At 47.7% G+C, this 16,724-nt stretch carries 20 protein-coding genes; 13 read left to right on the top strand and 7 right to left on the bottom strand.

Features of this window, described 5'->3' with window-relative positions; translation table 11 throughout:
- Positions 1-107 precede the first annotated feature (107 nt).
- Positions 108-878 (bottom strand): sulfite exporter TauE/SafE family protein, encoded by a 771-nt coding sequence (locus M3630_RS27900; protein ID WP_047073690.1) that lies wholly within the window; start codon positions 876-878, stop codon positions 108-110.
- 191 nt (positions 879-1,069) lie between these two features.
- Between M3630_RS27900 and M3630_RS27895 the strand changes: the two genes are divergently transcribed.
- From M3630_RS27895 to M3630_RS27880, 4 genes are all read left to right on the top strand, one after another.
- Entirely contained in the window at positions 1,070-1,678 is a 609-nt protein-coding gene (locus M3630_RS27895) for a superoxide dismutase (RefSeq protein WP_047073692.1), read from the top strand.
- Between the two features lie 172 nt (positions 1,679-1,850).
- A complete protein-coding gene (locus M3630_RS27890) occupies positions 1,851-2,645 on the top strand; it encodes a dioxygenase family protein (RefSeq protein ID WP_251254326.1) in 795 nt (264 codons plus the stop codon).
- Positions 2,645-3,526 carry an RNA polymerase sigma factor SigJ gene (sigJ, locus tag M3630_RS27885; protein WP_251254324.1) on the top strand — a complete coding sequence of 294 codons (882 nt, stop codon included), beginning with the start codon at positions 2,645-2,647 and terminating at the stop codon, positions 3,524-3,526. Before M3630_RS27890 ends, sigJ begins: the two co-directional genes overlap by 1 nt.
- Positions 3,527-3,607: 81 nt before the next feature.
- Positions 3,608-4,054, top strand: coding sequence for a carboxymuconolactone decarboxylase family protein (locus tag M3630_RS27880; RefSeq protein ID WP_221869246.1), 447 nt, complete (start codon positions 3,608-3,610; stop codon positions 4,052-4,054).
- 55 nt (positions 4,055-4,109) lie between these two features.
- Here the strand turns inward: M3630_RS27880 and M3630_RS27875 are convergent, their stop codons facing one another.
- Together M3630_RS27875 and M3630_RS27870 are read right to left on the bottom strand one after the other, a co-directional pair.
- The gene (locus tag M3630_RS27875; RefSeq protein WP_173611398.1) at positions 4,110-4,655 is read right to left on the bottom strand and encodes a pyridoxamine 5'-phosphate oxidase family protein; all 546 of its coding nucleotides are present in this window, start codon (positions 4,653-4,655) and stop codon (positions 4,110-4,112) included.
- Positions 4,656-4,797: 142 nt separating this feature from the next.
- Complete coding sequence (locus M3630_RS27870) at positions 4,798-5,787, bottom strand: metal-dependent hydrolase (protein ID WP_251254322.1); 990 nt, start codon at positions 5,785-5,787, stop codon at positions 4,798-4,800.
- A 159-nt stretch (positions 5,788-5,946) separates the two neighbouring features.
- Here M3630_RS27870 and M3630_RS27865 point away from each other — a divergent pair, with 159 nt between their 5' ends.
- Both M3630_RS27865 and mutY read left to right on the top strand, forming a co-directional pair.
- A complete protein-coding gene (locus M3630_RS27865) occupies positions 5,947-6,237 on the top strand; it encodes an MFS transporter (RefSeq protein WP_251254320.1) in 291 nt (96 codons plus the stop codon).
- 21 nt (positions 6,238-6,258) lie between these two features.
- Positions 6,259-7,365, top strand: coding sequence for an A/G-specific adenine glycosylase (gene mutY / locus M3630_RS27860; RefSeq protein ID WP_251254318.1), 1,107 nt, complete (start codon positions 6,259-6,261; stop codon positions 7,363-7,365).
- Positions 7,366-7,405: 40 nt separating this feature from the next.
- On the opposite strand, the gene M3630_RS27855 is transcribed toward mutY, so the two are convergent.
- The 3 genes from M3630_RS27855 to M3630_RS27845 all read right to left on the bottom strand — a co-directional run bounded on the left by M3630_RS27855 (position 7,406) and on the right by M3630_RS27845 (position 8,747).
- Positions 7,406-8,182, bottom strand: a complete 777-nt coding sequence (locus M3630_RS27855) for a Cof-type HAD-IIB family hydrolase (RefSeq protein WP_251254316.1) — start codon at positions 8,180-8,182, stop codon at positions 7,406-7,408.
- Between the two features lie 116 nt (positions 8,183-8,298).
- Entirely contained in the window at positions 8,299-8,457 is a 159-nt protein-coding gene (locus tag M3630_RS27850) for a YrzI family protein (protein WP_106654267.1), read from the bottom strand.
- Between the two features lie 137 nt (positions 8,458-8,594).
- A complete protein-coding gene (locus M3630_RS27845) occupies positions 8,595-8,747 on the bottom strand; it encodes a hypothetical protein (RefSeq protein ID WP_012684760.1) in 153 nt (50 codons plus the stop codon).
- 35 nt (positions 8,748-8,782) lie between these two features.
- Between M3630_RS27845 and M3630_RS27840 the strand changes: the two genes are divergently transcribed.
- A complete protein-coding gene (locus tag M3630_RS27840; protein ID WP_251254314.1) occupies positions 8,783-9,058 on the top strand; it encodes a hypothetical protein in 276 nt (91 codons plus the stop codon).
- A gap of 216 nt (positions 9,059-9,274) precedes the next feature.
- Positions 9,275-11,242, top strand: coding sequence for a methyl-accepting chemotaxis protein (locus M3630_RS27835; protein ID WP_251254312.1), 1,968 nt, complete (start codon positions 9,275-9,277; stop codon positions 11,240-11,242).
- Between the two features lie 49 nt (positions 11,243-11,291).
- Here the strand turns inward: M3630_RS27835 and M3630_RS27830 are convergent, their stop codons facing one another.
- Positions 11,292-11,516 carry a hypothetical protein gene (locus tag M3630_RS27830; protein ID WP_012684762.1) on the bottom strand — a complete coding sequence of 75 codons (225 nt, stop codon included), beginning with the start codon at positions 11,514-11,516 and terminating at the stop codon, positions 11,292-11,294.
- A 196-nt stretch (positions 11,517-11,712) separates the two neighbouring features.
- On the opposite strand from M3630_RS27830, the gene fabL reads away from it, so the two are divergent.
- The 5 genes from fabL to M3630_RS27805 all read left to right on the top strand — a co-directional run bounded on the left by fabL (position 11,713) and on the right by M3630_RS27805 (position 16,665).
- Positions 11,713-12,471 (top strand): enoyl-[acyl-carrier-protein] reductase FabL, encoded by a 759-nt coding sequence (gene fabL, locus M3630_RS27825; protein ID WP_012684763.1) that lies wholly within the window; start codon positions 11,713-11,715, stop codon positions 12,469-12,471.
- Between the two features lie 111 nt (positions 12,472-12,582).
- Positions 12,583-12,996 (top strand): GNAT family N-acetyltransferase, encoded by a 414-nt coding sequence (locus tag M3630_RS27820; protein WP_016742780.1) that lies wholly within the window; start codon positions 12,583-12,585, stop codon positions 12,994-12,996.
- 48 nt (positions 12,997-13,044) lie between these two features.
- Positions 13,045-13,581 carry a DUF402 domain-containing protein gene (locus M3630_RS27815; protein ID WP_007729805.1) on the top strand — a complete coding sequence of 179 codons (537 nt, stop codon included), beginning with the start codon at positions 13,045-13,047 and terminating at the stop codon, positions 13,579-13,581.
- 57 nt (positions 13,582-13,638) lie between these two features.
- Complete coding sequence (locus M3630_RS27810) at positions 13,639-15,420, top strand: ABC transporter ATP-binding protein (protein WP_232774592.1); 1,782 nt, start codon at positions 13,639-13,641, stop codon at positions 15,418-15,420.
- A 24-nt stretch (positions 15,421-15,444) separates the two neighbouring features.
- Positions 15,445-16,665 (top strand): MFS transporter, encoded by a 1,221-nt coding sequence (locus M3630_RS27805; RefSeq protein ID WP_173611407.1) that lies wholly within the window; start codon positions 15,445-15,447, stop codon positions 16,663-16,665.
- The last annotated feature ends 59 nt before the right edge of the window (positions 16,666-16,724 follow it).

Here is a 16,724-nt window from a genome sequence, read left to right as displayed (position 1 = left end):
TGCATGGAGTCGTGCAGTCAATCCCCCAGGGGGTGGCCCTAGAAGCTGAGCGTTTTCTCCTGCTTCCTCCCCACCACTTCAGCAGCGTACAAGTAGGGCTTTTTAATTCAAGCAGTAAAAATCAACTCATACACCATCTTCACGATCAAGGTAATGGATACAACCAAGAACAACGGACGGACATAACGGACTCCCGTCTTAATAGCCATTTTGGCTCCAAGGTTCGCACCCAACAGCATCGCGATCCCCATGATGAGACCAGTCATGAAGACGACCTTGCCCTCCATTGTGAAGACAAAAAGCGCAGAAATGTTACTGGCCAGATTCAGAATTCGGCCATTGCCGGCTGCAATCACAAAATCGTAACCAAACAAAAGCACCATCAGAAAAACAAAGAATGAACCAGTTCCCGGCCCGAAAAATCCATCGTAAAATCCGATTAAAAAGGTAAAAGGAATCCCGATACCGAGCGTGAATTTGGTCAGCCCTTTGTAGTTGGAATCTTGACCGAAACGTTTGTTAAAAAGGGTGTAGACGAAAATGAGTGCCATCATAATAACCACGAGGATCTTCAAAAACTCCTGAGGAACGAACAGAACTGTTTTCGCCCCGAAATAAGCACCGATCAGCGAGACGGGAAACAAGATCAGCATGAGCTTCTTGTCAAATTTACCGCTCTTGATAAAGGTGTAGGAGCTGGTGGCAGATGAAATGGTGCCAGCCAATTTGTTCGTGCCAAGAGCAAGGTACGGGGGCATTCCTAGACCGAGCAGGGCGGGGAGGGAGATGAGTCCGCCTCCACCAACAGTACTGTCGATGAATGCTGCAACGAATCCAAAGACGGCGAGAAGTACGATCGTTGATAAGTCCATTTCCACTAGTAATCACCTGATTCTCTTTGTTTGTAATAATCCAAGTCTAGCATGCTCCTTTTCGTTTGCAAGATAGAAATCTTTGAAATAATAAATAGATTAATATACTTTGCATACCGATTTGTTGAAAAACTTTTTACCTTGCAGTATAATGAACTCGTAAGCTTGACCTACATAATTTGAGGAGGAATGTTACAATGGCACATCAACTTCCTGCATTGCCTTATGCACACAACGCTTTGGAACCACATATCGACGCGCAAACCATGGAAATCCACCACGGACGCCACCATGCTACTTATGTTAACAACCTGAACGCAGCTCTGGAAGCACACGCAGACCTGCAAGGTAAAACTGTAGAAGAGCTCATCAGCAATCTGGATGCTCTGCCTGAGTCCATCCGCACTGCTGTTCGCAACAACGGTGGAGGCCATGCTAACCACACACTGTTCTGGGAAATCATGAGCCCGAATGGCGGCGGCGCACCAACTGGTGAACTGGCTGACGCAATCAACGCGGCTTTCGGAAGCTTTGACAACTTCAAAGCAGAATTCGCAAAAGCAGCTACTACTCGTTTCGGTTCCGGATGGGCTTGGTTGACTGCAGAAGGCGGAAAAGTAGCAATCAGCTCTACTCCTAACCAAGACAGCCCAATCATGGAAGGTAAAACACCTATCCTTGGTCTGGACGTTTGGGAGCATGCTTACTACCTGAACTACCAAAACAAACGCCCTGACTACATCGGTGCGTTCTGGAATGTTGTAAACTGGGATGAAGTTAGCAAGCGTTTCGCAGCAGCGAAGTAATTGTAACTTTACCAGCCAAAAGGCTTGTCGTTCTTTAGGAGCGGCAAGCTTTTTTTGTTCAGAGCAAAGAAACGGCATCGATTCTGGATACACTTGTAACCGAGATGATTATGCGATATAATACTTACAAAAAGTAACTAAGTTTAAAAAGTATAGAGGAGAGTGTACGCATATGATGCCGTCTTTTTTCATTGCACATGGTGCCCCGTTACTTGCCATAGAAAACAATGCCTATACAGAAGCACTGAACCAATTGCCCCGTCTGCTCCCGCGCAAGCCGCGTGCTATCGTCATATTTTCCGCTCACTGGGAAGCACATGATCAAATGGTGGGAACGATGGACACCTTCCCGACTATTCACGATTTTGGCGGTTTCCCGCAAGCGTTATACGAAATCGAGTACCCGGCAAAAGGAGAGCGTGAAGTAGCGGATGAGACCATCCGACTTCTTCAGGAAGCTGGTATTCCTGTCGCTTTGAACACGACAAGAGGCTTGGACCATGGACACTGGGTTGTTTTGCGCCATATTTATCCGGATGCAGACATTCCTGTTGTTGCTTTATCAGTTAATCCGAACTTGACTGTAAAGGAGCAATACCAGATCGGCAAAGCACTCAGTCCCCTCCGCGAAAAAGACGTTCTGATTCTCGGCAGTGGCGGAACTGTCCATAATTTTTCCTATATGAACCTGAGAGAGTCCGATGGTGCTACTTTTGAGTGGGCGGAGCAATTCGAAGACTGGCTGCAAACAACCTTGACAGACTGGAATGTCGAGGATCTCGCCAACTATCGCGAGCTTGCTCCACATGCCGAAAAAGCTGTTCCCGCCTATGGAACCGAGCATTTTGTTCCGCTTGTGTACGTCATGGGAGCTGCTGACGATGAACGTACAGCGAAGCGCCTGCATATGAGCATCCGCTATGGAAGTCTCAGTCACACCCTTTGGCAATTTGGTGATTCGAAATAATGACCGTGCACATGGAGGATGTTTATCGGGAGTATAAATCATTACTGTTTTCCCTTGCTTACCGGATGACGGGCTCAGTAACGGAAGCGGAGGACATTGTTCAGGATACATTTCTTGCATTGGCAGGTACCGACATCCAAGACATTCACCATGTGAAAAGCTATCTGTGCAAAGCTGTGACCAATCGCTGTCTGGACTTATTAAAATCTGCCCGTTGGAAGCGGGAGCAATATGTAGGGGAATGGCTGCCAGAGCCGATGCTGGACGCTTCAGAAACCAATGATCCCTTGCATACGGTGATTGCCGAAGAAGCAGTCTCATATGGCTTGCTTGTTCTCTTGGAGAATTTACCGTCGACACTACGGGCTGTTTTTGTGCTCCGAACAGCACTCGGCTACGAATACAGTGAAATTGCCACGATGCTCGAAATGACCGAAGTAAATTGCCGGAAGAAGTTTAGCCTCGCGGGAAAAAAGCTGGCTGAAGCAGGACATCAGGCGATCATCCCTCAGTCGAATCGGATTTCGAGCCTGGTAGCGCAGCTAATGCAGGCCATCTCCAAGTCAGATGCGAAGGCATTGGTCGGCCTTTTGACAAAAGATGCTGTGTTTGTCAGCGATGGTGGCGGGAAAGTCCGTGCGGCTATTCATCCCGTCTTCTCAGACGAGCGGATCACGGCCTTCTGGATGGGGGTATGGCCAAGGTGGGCTTCTCATGCTACCATGCAAATTCGCTCGATCAATGGTCAGGATGGAATCGCTGTCTACTCCGAAGGTCAGCTGAAAGCGATCATGCAGATCACAATGAATGAAGAAGAAGATCACATTGAACGTTTGTACATGATAGTCAATCCAGATAAGCTTGCCCATTTGCAAAAATAAAATGGATGATTCGTCACAAGAACGATACTTCACTCGTCTTTGAGGTTGAAAGCAAATTCGAGTGGAGAGGAAAGATGAATCATGCAAGCTAGAATCAATCATCGTACAGTGAATCCCGAAGCGTATCAAACCATGCTCAAGCTGGAAAAATTCGTGAATGAAAGCGGCTTGGACAAAAAATTGATTGAGATGATCAAAATTCGTGCTTCCCAAATCAATGGCTGCGCCTTTTGCATGGATATGCATACGCAAGATGCGCGCAAGCTCGGTGAGACAGAGCAACGAATTTATTTGCTCAGTGTATGGAGAGAATCAGCGGTTTACACAGAGGCAGAGCGGGCCGTCCTTGCTTTGACAGAAGCTGTCACGGTCATTACAGCTAACGGTGTTTCAGAAGAGCTCTACCAGCAGGTTCGCGAGCATTTTGACGAGAACCAGTACGTTGCCTTGATTATGGCGATCAATACGATCAACAGCTGGAACCGAATCGCGATTTCGACAGGAATGAGTGCTCCATATAATAAGTAAAGATCAGTCAAGCAAAAGACACGCCTCTTATAAAAGGAGCGTGTCTTTTTTCGGGCTATACATCCATTCCGACTTTTCTGCCCGGATAGAACTGTTTCTCTTCGGAAAGGGGATTACCTTTGGCGGTTAGCGCGGTAGGCGTAATCCGGAAGATGGCGGTTGTACTGCCCATCGAAGAACGATACTTGATGACATGCTGCAAAGGCAACGGTTCTGAATAATAGCCGGGTACGTACTTGTCGATCATGGATTGCATCGCATCGCGCATCTCTTCAGGTTCGGAAACACGCTCAATGGTCCCAGCGATAAACACACTCATGTAAGCCGTATCGATATGGGCAGGCACAGGCGAGGCGATTGTGCCGTACTCCTCGCAAACACTGAAACATACGCGGTTGTTGCCATTGATCATTTCGATCTTTCTGCCAGAATCCGCGCCGTGAAAATAAATACAGCCATTCCACCAAGCAAAATTCAAAGGCAGGATGTACGGCTCGATTTCATTGGACAAGCCGAGATGGCCGACCTTTGCCACTTGCAAAAACTGGTCAATTTGCTCCTGATCAGTGATGGTACGCTTGGAATAACGAATTGGTATCATGTCGAGTCCCCCAGTCTGTCGTTGTTATTTTGATCCTAATGGGTATTTGACTAGGAGAACAGGTGCAATTTTGGTGAAAATGAGCGGGTCAGATGACAAAAAAATAACCGCCCTCTACTGACAGGGGCGGCAGTCTCGTCGATTACGAGCGTTTTGAATCCAATTTTTTGGTAAGCTGTTCTTCTCCGCGGTGGATCCAACCGACGAAGGAATCACGAATGGTCAGGTCAAAGTTGAGGTAGACCACGGCGACGAACATGTAGTGACTTTTCCCTTGAAAACGCGAGCGGTAGCGCAGATCAATCCATTTGACCTCGTAGCCAAAGGAGCGCTCCTTTGTTTCTACGTGCACATGATGGGTAAAAGCAAGAAAGGACTGGACTTTGTAACTTTTCTTGGCTGCCGCAATCCGCTCATTTTCCGGTTTGATGGAGAAGGTGTCCAAGATGACGACGTCTCCCGAAATGACTTCACCTACATACCAATGCTGGTCTGTCTTGGCGACGAAGGTCCAATACGTCCAGGAAAGAGTAGGGATGATGGTGAAAGTACCAGCTTTGCCGATTCGCTGACGAACCAGCTCGGTCGTTCGTCTTTGCACCTGACAACGCCAGTAGTAGTACCCGGCAATGATCACGTATATCCATAAAAAGACGTGTCCAGGATGCGCACCTGCTGCCCATAGCATAAAGCCGACGAGATGAGCAGCGAAAATGAACGGATCGAAAATGAAAATGGCGTTGAGCGCCACCCATTTGTCGCGAAACGGGTACAGGCCCTTTGTGCCATAGGAATTGAACAAATCAACGAATACGTGCAAACAGACGGCCAGGAATATCCAGCCGAGCAAATGCAGCCAATGGGGCTGTGGCATTATGGCCTGGATGAGAACGAAAATGGCTCCAGTCCAGAGAAATAAAGCGGGAACCGAGTGAGAAACGCCTCGGTGGTTGCGAATGTAGGCAGCGGTACCACGAAGGCGGACTAAGCCATCCAAATCAGGTGCCTGCGAGCCAATGACCGTTCCAATCATGACGGCCATTGCAAGTGACGGAGTAGAAGCTACGACAGGATCAAGATAGGCGAGCCCGGCCAATCCAAAGCCCATGGCAAAATGTGTGGCTGTATCCATGGAATCGTTGTCTTCCTCCCTTCCTTCCACTTTTATTGTTTATTATAGCGTTTGCCTAAGGTTAATTCCCGCCCGTTCTGAAAATATTTGTGTGCTTGTTCGCACGGGGTGGGAAGGGTATGATGAAAGCGTTGAATCGGTAAAGGAGGAACATGTCGCATGCTAACGGTTTTCATTGAATATAAGCTGGATACTGAAAAACGAAGTCACGCTCTGAGATTGCTCACCTCGATGGCTGAGCGAATGGAAGCGATGGGTGCACGTCAGTATCGCTCAATGGAGGGCTTGGATCAGCCCGGTCTGTTTGTCGAAACGTTTGAGGTCGAGACTGTTCACGTATACGAAGAAATCAAGGCAAACCGATTGGCAGATCAAGACTTTTGCGACTGTATTTCCGGTGGAGCTGCGAAACTGCATGTGTGGGCGTTTCGTCCCATGGAACTGGGTTGAAAAGGAGTAGAAGAAAAGGAAATGGCAAGAAAAAAAGAAAGCTTGAAATATACACTTCCTGAACAATTTCATGTGTTTGGCTTTGCCCAGGATTTGCTGGCCTGGTACGACTCACAAAAGCGGGATTTGCCTTGGCGGATCAACAAAGACCCCTATCGCATCTGGGTATCGGAGATCATGCTTCAGCAAACACGCGTAGAGACCGTTAAACCTTATTATGCGAATTTCATGGAGAAATTTCCGACGGTGAGTGATTTAGCGAAAGCGCCCGAGGATGATGTCTTAAAAGCGTGGGAAGGACTCGGTTATTACTCCCGCGCGCGCAATCTTCAAGCCGCAGCCCGCGAGGTAACGGTTCGCTATGGAGGAGTTGTGCCGGATACACCAGAAGAGATCGCTACACTAAAAGGTGTCGGGCCGTATACAGCAGGTGCCATTCTTAGCATTGCCTATGAAAAGGCGGAGCCGGCTGTGGATGGAAATGTTATGCGTGTTTTTTCACGCCTGCTATATTTAACCGATGACATTGCCAAGCCTGCCACAAGAATCAAAATCGAGCATCTCGTACGCCAGGTCATTCCAGAGGGAAGAGCGGGAGATTTTAATCAGGCTTTAATGGAGCTGGGAGCGATGGTTTGTGTGCCGCGCACTCCGCAATGCTTGACCTGTCCGGTGTTTGACTACTGCATGGCGCGTCAGGAGGGAGTGGCAGAAGAGCTCCCGGTCAAAGGCAAAGCCAAACCTCCACGTCCTGTTGATCTGCAAGTAGGCATTATCATTCGCGACGGCAAAGTCTTGATGAACAAGCGTCCCGATCAGGGGCTTCTCGCTGGCATGTGGGAATTCCCTACTGTTGAAACTGAACAGGAAAGTGATGCTGCCAAGCAGGAGGCACTTGCAGTTGGTTTGCGTGAACGATTCGGAATCGATGTAGAAGTCATGCAGCCGCTGGGCACGGTTCAGCACATCTTCTCCCATTTGCAGTGGAACATGCAAGTATGGTCCTGTGACTGGATCGAAGGGGAAGAGCTCCCCGCTCATGCAAGATACGTAGCTTGGGAGGAATTAGATGCTTACACCATCCCGATGGCGCATCAAAAAATTCGCGAACTGTTGGGACAAAAATAACAAGTAGGCAAAGCTGTCGGGCATTTCTCGGCAGCCTTTTTTATTTCATCAGACCGATATAACGCAAGCCGTGAGATATCCCGCCATCATCGACGTGTCGCGTTACGTAATTGGCATACGGCAACAAAGCTTTATGCGCATTGCCCATCGCGATCCCCATCCCGACATAAGAGAGCATTTCTTTGTCATTCAGACCGTCTCCAAAAGCAACTGCCTTGCTTGGCGCAAGCCCGATATGCGAGAGGAGCGCTTCAATACCAAGCGCTTTGGAACCGCCTTTCGCAAAAACATCCATACAATACTCATGCCAGCGTATAAACGAGAGAGCGGGAATCTCTTCTCTGTACCGCTGTTCATGCGCATCTGGCGTAAACAACAGCGCCTGATAAATATTTTCAGAATAGGCGAAGTCCGCATTGTGATCGGGGGAATCAAGCTTCAATTGCTGAAAGGTCCAATCCAAATAAGGATGCTGCTGATGGGTAGAAAAGCCCGCCGTACTGCCTTGAAACACGATGGGATGGTCGTGCTGGGCCGCGATCTGTTGCAATTGATCGAGTGTTTTTGTCGGGATGGGGCGATCATAAATGGTTTTTCCTTGATAGACGACATATGCGCCATTGCAACTGACATACGAGTCGATGCCGCACTGCTGGGCAAGCTCATCAAAATAATAATGAGCTCTGCCTGTTGCTAAGACGACCTCGATCTTGTTTCTTTGCAGCTCTTGAATGGCCTCGAGTGTATCCGGTGTTATGATTTTCTCTTCGTTGACGAGTGTTCCATCAATGTCTAAAAAGACGATTTGATACGCCATGCGTTCACTCCCCACTTTTCCCTTTTGAATCCATTATAAAGCTTCGAGAGAGGGGGAGAGGAGTGGAAAATAAAAAGATCATGCCCCCGCAGACATGATCTTGGTAAAACCGTTTTTTATCGAATCAAAAACTCTGGAAATTGTGTCACGATCTGATGCTTTTGTTCTTCCATGCGTTTCAGCGCTTGCTGTTGCATGTATTTTGCTTCAATTTGCTTCGGTGTCAATTTTCGTTTCTCAATAATGATCGTGAAGAAAATCATTGGAATGTACATGAGTGTATCCCTCCCATCCCGTTAGTTTGGTGCAGTCAGCTACCATCTATCGCTTTGACTCCTGTAAACCTCATCATCTGACGCCGTTGTTTATTTTTCATACCAAAATCCCTCCTGTGGTCAAGTAGTGGTGTCCATTAAATGCGGCTTACAAATTGTGCAGCTTCAAAAGCATGTTCTTCGGCGCGTTCTTCGAGATAGCGACAGCGAGCAGATTCCGCGAAAAGTTTCTCTGCTTGTTCCTTGTTGCGTTCAATCTTGACTGTGAAAAGCAAAAAGTTCAGTACCATTACCAATCACCCCCTTTCAAGGTGGAAAATGTTAATTGTCGAGAAAGAAAAAGACCACGGGCGAAAGCCTGCGGTCTTCTGGCAACAAAAACGGACATGCCGTTTTGAAGGACATAGAAAGACCACAAGCAACAACGCCTGTGGTCGGTAATAGACGAAATGGAAACGTTGAAGAGTACGAATACTACTGGAATTCGTCGACCCAGGAGGCGCTGCTATATTTAGTTGGAACATCCACAAGACGATCAAAAAGAGCTGAATTTAGATTCATTGCTATCATCATCATGGTGCTGCCTCCTTTCTTTCCGTAGTAGTAGTGTGTGGAACTTACTCTTAGAATATGGCATTTTTTTCTTGTTGTAAAGCGATTTTTCACCTATTTATAGAAGAAAGTATATTCTGAATATAATAAAAAATAATAAATAATAAACAAATGTGTAGTCCGGTGAGCAAAGGAAGGTTTACAATGAGACATATAACGGGTAACAATATAGGACAATCAACACGCAGAAAGGTGATGCTAGCGAATGAAAACACCCGGACTCACTGTAAGATCCAAGCTAATCGCTACATTTTCCACAATATTAGTAATCCCCATGCTTTTGCTCGGGTTGCTTTCATATCAGAGTGCCAAGGCAGAGTTGTCAGATGAATTGCTTACGACTGCCTCTGAAAATGTTCGATTGATAGATGCGCTTTTGAATCACACATTGCTGGAGCAATCGAGAAATGTAGAATGGATTGCCTCTGATATTGTACGCCAAGACATCTTAGAAGAGAACAAAATGAAAACGAAAAAACAATTGCAACGTTTTCTCGCGATGAACCCAGAAGTGAGTGAAGCGTATATCGGGGACGAAAATGGTGGCATGTTGACCGCGAGTGATTCGAAGCTTCCAGAGGGATTCGACCCGCGAAAAAGGGATTGGTACATAGCAGCCATGAAGCAACCCGGCAAGAGCATCATTGTGGACCCATACGTTGATGCCATAACGGGGAAAGTCGTGTTGGGAATGGCGATGTCCTTGCCAGATAAATCCGGTGTTCTGGGAATTGATATTCAACTGACAGCGCTGGACGCGACGGTCAAGCAAGCGAAAATCGGTACCCAAGGTTTTATGGCGATTTTGGATAAAAACCGAAAAATGCTAGTCAATCCAAATGGAGAGTCTGGCGTTGAGGTTACAGAGTCTTGGGCGGATACTGTATATGCAAAAGAGTCAGGTCGCTTACAATTTCAGCATGAAGGAAACCCCGTCCAAGCCGTGTTTACTACGAATGAAAATACGGGCTGGAAGCTGGTAGGCGTGATGTATGAAAGTGAAGCAGTAGAAGCAGCAAATCCGATTTTTTACACGATGCTCGTGATTATAATTGCTGCGCTGGTGGTAGCTGGCGGAGTCATTTACCTGATTTTGCGCTCCTTACTCCGTCCTCTGCGCATGTTGACAGAAGCGGCGGAAAAAATGAGCCAAGGCGATGTGACACAACAAGTAGATATTCGAAATGACGATGAGTTGGGTACGTTGGGCAAAGCCTTCAATCATATGGCGGAATCTCTTCGGTCCTTGCTTCATTCTGTGAATGATTCTGTTCAGCAGCTAGCTTCTTCGGCGGAGCAGCTCGCAGCAAGTGCGGATCAGACGAGCAAAGCGACAGAACAGATTGCAGAAACCATGCAAGAAATGGCGGAGGGAACCGAGCAGCAAGTCTCTCATTCGCAGGAGGGTAACGCAGCAGTCGAACAAATGTCGGCAAGAATCGGTCAGATCGCAGAGTATACACAAAATGTATTCACTGCAGCCAAGGAATCGTCACACTTGGCAGTGACCGGAAACAAATCCATTCAATCGGCTGTGCTTCAAATGAACGCATCCAGCGAATCGATTCACAGTCTGGCAGAAGTCGTGGATAATCTGGGGACGCGTTCCCAAGAAATCGGAAACATCGTGGATGTGATCACTGCCATCGCAAACCAAACCAATCTGCTCGCATTAAATGCGGCAATCGAAGCGGCTCGAGCTGGGGAGTCTGGACGAGGCTTTGCTGTAGTGGCTGATGAGGTACGCAAGCTGGCAGAGCAATCTGCAAGCTCGGCAAAACAAATTAGCCAGCTGATCACCGCGATTCAAGCGGAGACAAACCATGCAGTGATTGTTATGGATCAGAGCAAGCGTGAAGTAACGGAAGGTATTGAAAAGGTGAACGAAGCTGGCCAATCCTTCGAACAAATTCAGTCAGCCGTCAATGAAGTGGCAGAGAAAATCGGTCAGGTATCTGAAGCGACACGTGATTTCTCCACGAGGACACAGCAAGTGGTTGAGATTATTGGTCATATTTCCGAAGTGACACTGCAAGCGTCAGATGGAACACGGAGTGTATCTGCAGCTGCGGAAGAGCAGCTAGCCTCTATGGAAGAAATCGCTTCCTCAGCCGTTTCTCTCGAACATCTCGCGGAGGAATTGCAAAACCAGATCGGCCAATTTCGTATCTAAAAATAAGCCCGGCGCCGTGTTTGCATTCACGAGCAGCCGGGTTTTTTACTTAATCGTAAATAGGTGACGAGGAATGATCCCATCCCCCGCTGTCTCCATTCACTGGCCCACGGGATTCAAGCTCATGGATGACTTTGACGTGAAGAGAGGCTCCTTCTGCACTGAGGTAAGCTGCCAATTGTGAAAAATTGTGATGGTAATAAAGCAGCTCATTCATTTCCCAATCAGCTAGTGGTACCATGGTTAATTCGGACAATTCCCGACCTATGTACACCCTGCCATTCCTCCTTTTGTGGTAGTGGTTTGCCTGATACTGCGAGCTTAGTATGGCTATAGTTGAGAGGATCAAGTCATGCCGAGATTTTTTCCGTAGGTAGAAAAAGCGCAGGTGGAGTTGTATAATGAATAAGTGATTTTTACATATTAGTACCTGCTATTAATAGTTGGTCAGGTTGGGAGGTAATCTTTTTATGAATACAACGAAAAAAGTTGCACTGGTTACTGGCGGGACGCGAGGAATCGGGAAAGCGATTGCTCTTCAATTGGCGGAACAGGGCTATGACCTGGTGCTGAACTATTTGCGTAACCGCACTGCGGCAAGAGAAGCGGCAGCAGAGCTGGAAGCAAAGGGCGCTCGTGTCCATCTGATCAAAGCCAATGTAGGGGATGTAGCAAAAATCAAAGAATTGTTCGCAGAAATTGACCAGGAATTCGGTCGCCTGGATGTCTTTGTGAACAATGCGGCGTCGGGTGTATTGCGTCCGCTGATGGAACTGGAAGAAAGCCATTGGGACTGGACCATGGAAATTAACAGCAAGGCGCTGTTGTTCTGTGCCCAAGAAGCGGCAAAACTAATGATCAAGGGCGGCAACGGCGGAAAAATCGTGAGCTTGTCCAGCCTTGGGTCCATTCGCGTTCTCGACAACTATACAGCAGTTGGCGTATCGAAGGCAGCTGTAGAAGCGATTACTCGTTATTTGGCAGTCGAGCTCGCACCGCATAATATTGTAGTAAACGCTGTATCTGGCGGAGCGGTGGATACGGATGCACTCAAACATTTCCCGAATCGTGAAGAATTGCTCGGCAGCTCAGCAGAGCGTACGCCAGCAGGACGCATTGTAGAGCCGGAAGATTTGGCTAATGCTGTGATGTTCTTGCTCTCCGACAAAGCGTGGATGGTTCGCGGACAAACATTGATTGTAGACGGCGGTATTTCTCTTTTGACATAATTATTTATTGTAGATGGAGTAGGGAGTTGGAGACTTTGTGGTGTGGCGACACAAGACAAAGTTGTCCATGTGTTGTACAATAGAGGAAGAAGGTTACGAAGGAGGCAACACATGCTGATTCGTCCGTTTCGACTCGGTGACTATTCGGCTATCACACGTATTTGGCAGGAGACGGGGTTGGACCAATCGGACAAAGAGTCATTGAACGATTTGGCCCAGCATTTGGCTTGGGACAGCGATCTGGTAATGGTTGCAGAAATTGAAGGCAGAGTGGTAGGGGTCGTGGTTGGCACGATCGACGGAGCACGCGCCTATTTCTACCGATTGGCTGTACTTCCAGAGATGCAAGGCTCAGGTATTGGTCGCGAACTCGTTGAAGCAATTGAAAAGCGTTTCAAGCAACGAGGTGTCAATAACGTCTTGATCATGGTCAATCAATCAAATCCGGAAGTCCTTCCGTTTTACCTTTCACTTGGCTATGAAGTACAAAAATATGTTACACTTTCCAAAAAGCTCTCTTCTTAAAGGAGGCTTGTCCCCATTCAAATAGAGAAGAGAAGAAAGGGGAGAGTCATGTCACCAACTCCGGGCTCCAATATCCGCATAGAAAGTTATAAACATGACCATTCGTTGCACCGCATATGGGACAAATCTACGTTGATTCATACCAGTGATGCGGTGGTGATTGGGGGAAATGATCGGGTCAAGGTGACAGAAGCAGACGGGCGGGAATGGCGTACGCGTGAACCGGCCATTTGTACATTTGGTAGAGGTCAGTGGTTCAATACCATTGCCATGATTCGTGATGACGGTATTTATTATTATTGCAACATTGGTTCGCCCTTCAGCATGAAGGGACAATTGCTAAGCTACATAGACTATGATCTCGACGTAAAAGTGTTTCCCGATATGACGTACTCAATTCTCGACGAAGAGGAGTTTCTTTTGCATAGCAAACAGATGAACTATCCTCCATTTGTTGTGGAAAGAGTGCAGACAGCATTGCGAGAGGTGCTGGATTGGGTAAGCGCACGACGCGGCCCTTTTCAAAACGGCTTCGTCCAACGTTGGTACGAGCGTTATCTTTTAGTGCGAGATGATGAGGAATAATCCCTTTCCCGTATGACCGGGGGAGGGATTTCCTTGTTTGCAAAGGAGGTATGACGGTTGAGCATACGCCGCTACTTGGCTTATGTCCTGCCCTATTGGAAACAAATATTGGGCACTATATGTATTGGGATTATTAAGTTTGCGATCCCACTTGCTCTGCCGCTTCTTATCAAATACGTCATTGATGACCTGCTGCCGAGCCCGCTTCCTCAAGAGGAAAAGCTGAAACAGTTATTTTGGCTGATGCTCGGGGCCTTTTTGTTATTTACCGTTGTTCGCACCCCTGTTGAGTACATCCGACAATACTATGCACAGTGGGTATCCAGTCGTATCCTGTTTGACATCCGCAATCAATTGTTTTCTCATTTACAACGACTGTCGATGCGTTACTACAACAATACAAAAACGGGTGAGGTCATCTCTCGGGTCATTAACGACGTGGAATCCACCAAAAGCTTCGTGGAAACGGGCTTGATGAATCTCTGGTTAGACCTGATTACGATTACGCTGACGATGGGGATCATGCTCTATATGGACGTAGAGCTGACGATTGTCGCCATTATTGTTTTCCCTTTGTACAGTATCTCTGTCAAGTTTTTCTACAAGCGCTTGCGTCAATTGACGAAGGATCGTTCTGCTGCACTGGCGCGTTTACAAGGGTATTTGTACGAACGCGTGAACGGCATGTCGCTCATCCGCAGCTTTGCATTAGAAAAGCAGGAGAGCAAGGAATTTGCCAAGGAGAACAATCAGTTTTTGGATAAAGCGCTGGCACATACGCGGTGGAACGCCCGAACCTTCGCTGTGGTCAATACGGTGACAGATATCGCACCGCTCCTGGTTATTGCCTATGCTGGCTACCAAGTCATCGGCGGGAGTATGAGCGTAGGGACACTCGTGGCATTTTATGCTTATTTGGAGCGCTTGTACACGCCGCTGCGACGTCTGGTCAATTCCAGTACAGTGCTGACTCAGGCAATTGCCTCGATGGACCGGATGTTCGAGTTTATCGATGAATCGTACGATATCGTCGACAAGCCAAATGCAAGGGAGTTGCCAGTAGACCCTGCAACGAAACGCATTCGTGGAGAAATCCGCTTTGAGAATGTGTCCTTCCGCTATCGGGAGGAAGGCCCTCTCGTCTTGAACAATGTAAATCTGAGCATCTCTTCTGGTGAAACAGTTGCGATTGTCGGGATGTCAGGCGGCGGAAAATCTTCTCTGATCAGCTTGCTGCCGCGTTTTTGGGACGTGACCGAAGGGAAAATCACGATTGATGGCATCGATATCCGCGATGTGAAGCAGCAAAATTTGCGACATCACATCGGGATGGTGCAGCAAGATAATATTTTGTTTAGTGAATCAGCAAAAGTGAATATTTTAATGGGCAATCCGGATGCAGATGACAGTGCTGTGCAAGAAGCTGCGAAGGCGGCAAATGCCCATGACTTTATTAGCGAATTACCGAATGGCTACCATACAGAGCTGGGAGAGCGCGGCGTGAAGCTCTCTGGCGGGCAAAAACAGCGAATCGCGATTGCGCGAGTTTTTCTGCGCGACCCGGGTATTCTGATCCTGGATGAGGCGACGTCTGCACTCGACTTGGAATCAGAGCACACGATTCAGGAATCTTTGTCCAGATTGGCAAAAGGAAGAACCACGCTCATCGTGGCCCATCGACTTTCGACGATTACCCATGCGGACAAAATCATCGTCATGAAAGAGGGACAAATCGTTGAGGAGGGCACCCACGAGCAATTGCTGGAGAGAAAGGGAGTATACTATGGCCTGTGGAGTGTGCAAGATTTAGGAAGTACATCCGACCTGCAACAGGGATAAGCAGATGGGATTGGAGGAAATCCGATGGAGATATGGCGCCGTAATTTATATGTGCTCTGTGGATCGTTGTTTTTCGTCATGGTGGCGATGAGCATGATCATGCCTTTTTTACCGCTTTACATTCAGCAGGATTTCGGAATTGAAGACCCTCACCAAGTCACGGCTTGGGCGGGGATTATTTTTGGAGCCAACTTTTTGACGGCGGGCCTCGTCTCGCCTATCTGGGGAAATTTGGCCGATAAGCACGGGCGCAAGATCATGATTTTGCGCTCGGGATTTTTCATGTCTATTACCATGGCAATGACCGGTTTTGCGGGAAGCCTGTGGCAGCTTCTGGCTCTTCGTCTGCTCAATGGACTCGTAGGCGGAATCATCCCAGCCAGTACCGCATTGGTAGCATCCTCTGTCCCAAAAGAACGAATTGGCTATGCAACGGGATTGCTTCAGTCTTTTATTACGGCCGGAACGATTATGGGACCGCTGTTTGGCGGGGTTCTCGCGGAGAAGATCGGCTTTCGGATGATTTTTGTGATTACCGGTTGCGTATTATTATTGGCCACCTTGGTCATTACGTTTACGGTGAAAGAGAACTTTGTTCCACCTGAAAAAAAGGAACGGTCGAGTCTACGGGAAGATTTTCAGATGATCTTTTCTTCCAAAGAACTCCCGGCGCTCTTTTTTGTAACCGTAATGATCCAGTTTGCGTTATTTAGCATTATCCCTGTGTTGCCGATCTATATTTCGCAGTTGCTCGGTTCGGAAGGGGCAAAGGTAGCGCTGTGGGCCGGAATTGTCCAGGCATGCATGGGGGTAGCAAACGTCTTTGCCTCCCCACAGCTGGGGCGTTTAGGAGATCGGTTCGGTTCGCAAAAGGTGCTCTTGTTCTCGCTTTTGGCTGCCGCAATCATCTTCATTCCACAAGGTCTCGTACATACGGTATGGCAATTGGTCGCGCTCCGGTTTTTGTTAGGCTTGTCGCTGGGAGGACTGCTTCCATCCGTCAATGCTTTGCTGCGAAGAGCAACACCTGTACATATGGTCAGTCGTGTTTATGGCTATAACAACAGCTTCGTCAGTATCGGCAGCATGCTTGGACCGATGATTGGCGGTTTTTTGGCAGGCTATGTGAGCATTAGCGGAGTCTTTTACATGACGAGTGCTTTCTTGTTTATTAATGCAGGCTGGGTGTACTACAGCTTTTTTCGAAACAAATCTGTACAGCATCCTGATTCTGGAATAGAATAAAAGGTAATTTTCGCGAAAAGAGGTGCACCTCCATTGTGATGGCGAGTCGGTGTGAATAA

The sequence above is a fragment of the Brevibacillus sp. MER 51 genome, from assembly GCF_023714195.1.
Taxonomy (GTDB): domain Bacteria; phylum Bacillota; class Bacilli; order Brevibacillales; family Brevibacillaceae; genus Brevibacillus.
This window is presented reverse-complemented; position numbering and strand designations above follow the sequence as displayed.

Coding starts and splice junctions, on each gene's coding strand:
- M3630_RS27895 (WP_047073692.1), top strand. CDS start 1,070: ATGGCACATCAACTTCCTGCATTGCCTTATGCACACAACGCTTTGGAA.
- M3630_RS27890 (WP_251254326.1), top strand. CDS start 1,851: ATGATGCCGTCTTTTTTCATTGCACATGGTGCCCCGTTACTTGCCATA.
- sigJ (WP_251254324.1), top strand. CDS start 2,645: ATGACCGTGCACATGGAGGATGTTTATCGGGAGTATAAATCATTACTG.
- M3630_RS27880 (WP_221869246.1), top strand. CDS start 3,608: ATGCAAGCTAGAATCAATCATCGTACAGTGAATCCCGAAGCGTATCAA.
- M3630_RS27875 (WP_173611398.1), bottom strand. CDS start 4,655: ATGATACCAATTCGTTATTCCAAGCGTACCATCACTGATCAGGAGCAA.
- M3630_RS27870 (WP_251254322.1), bottom strand. CDS start 5,787: ATGGATACAGCCACACATTTTGCCATGGGCTTTGGATTGGCCGGGCTC.
- M3630_RS27865 (WP_251254320.1), top strand. CDS start 5,947: ATGCTAACGGTTTTCATTGAATATAAGCTGGATACTGAAAAACGAAGT.
- mutY (WP_251254318.1), top strand. CDS start 6,259: ATGGCAAGAAAAAAAGAAAGCTTGAAATATACACTTCCTGAACAATTT.
- M3630_RS27855 (WP_251254316.1), bottom strand. CDS start 8,182: ATGGCGTATCAAATCGTCTTTTTAGACATTGATGGAACACTCGTCAAC.
- M3630_RS27850 (WP_106654267.1), bottom strand. CDS start 8,457: ATGTACATTCCAATGATTTTCTTCACGATCATTATTGAGAAACGAAAA.
- M3630_RS27845 (WP_012684760.1), bottom strand. CDS start 8,747: ATGGTACTGAACTTTTTGCTTTTCACAGTCAAGATTGAACGCAACAAG.
- M3630_RS27835 (WP_251254312.1), top strand. CDS start 9,275: ATGAAAACACCCGGACTCACTGTAAGATCCAAGCTAATCGCTACATTT.
- fabL (WP_012684763.1), top strand. CDS start 11,713: ATGAATACAACGAAAAAAGTTGCACTGGTTACTGGCGGGACGCGAGGA.
- M3630_RS27820 (WP_016742780.1), top strand. CDS start 12,583: ATGCTGATTCGTCCGTTTCGACTCGGTGACTATTCGGCTATCACACGT.
- M3630_RS27815 (WP_007729805.1), top strand. CDS start 13,045: ATGTCACCAACTCCGGGCTCCAATATCCGCATAGAAAGTTATAAACAT.
- M3630_RS27805 (WP_173611407.1), top strand. CDS start 15,445: ATGGAGATATGGCGCCGTAATTTATATGTGCTCTGTGGATCGTTGTTT.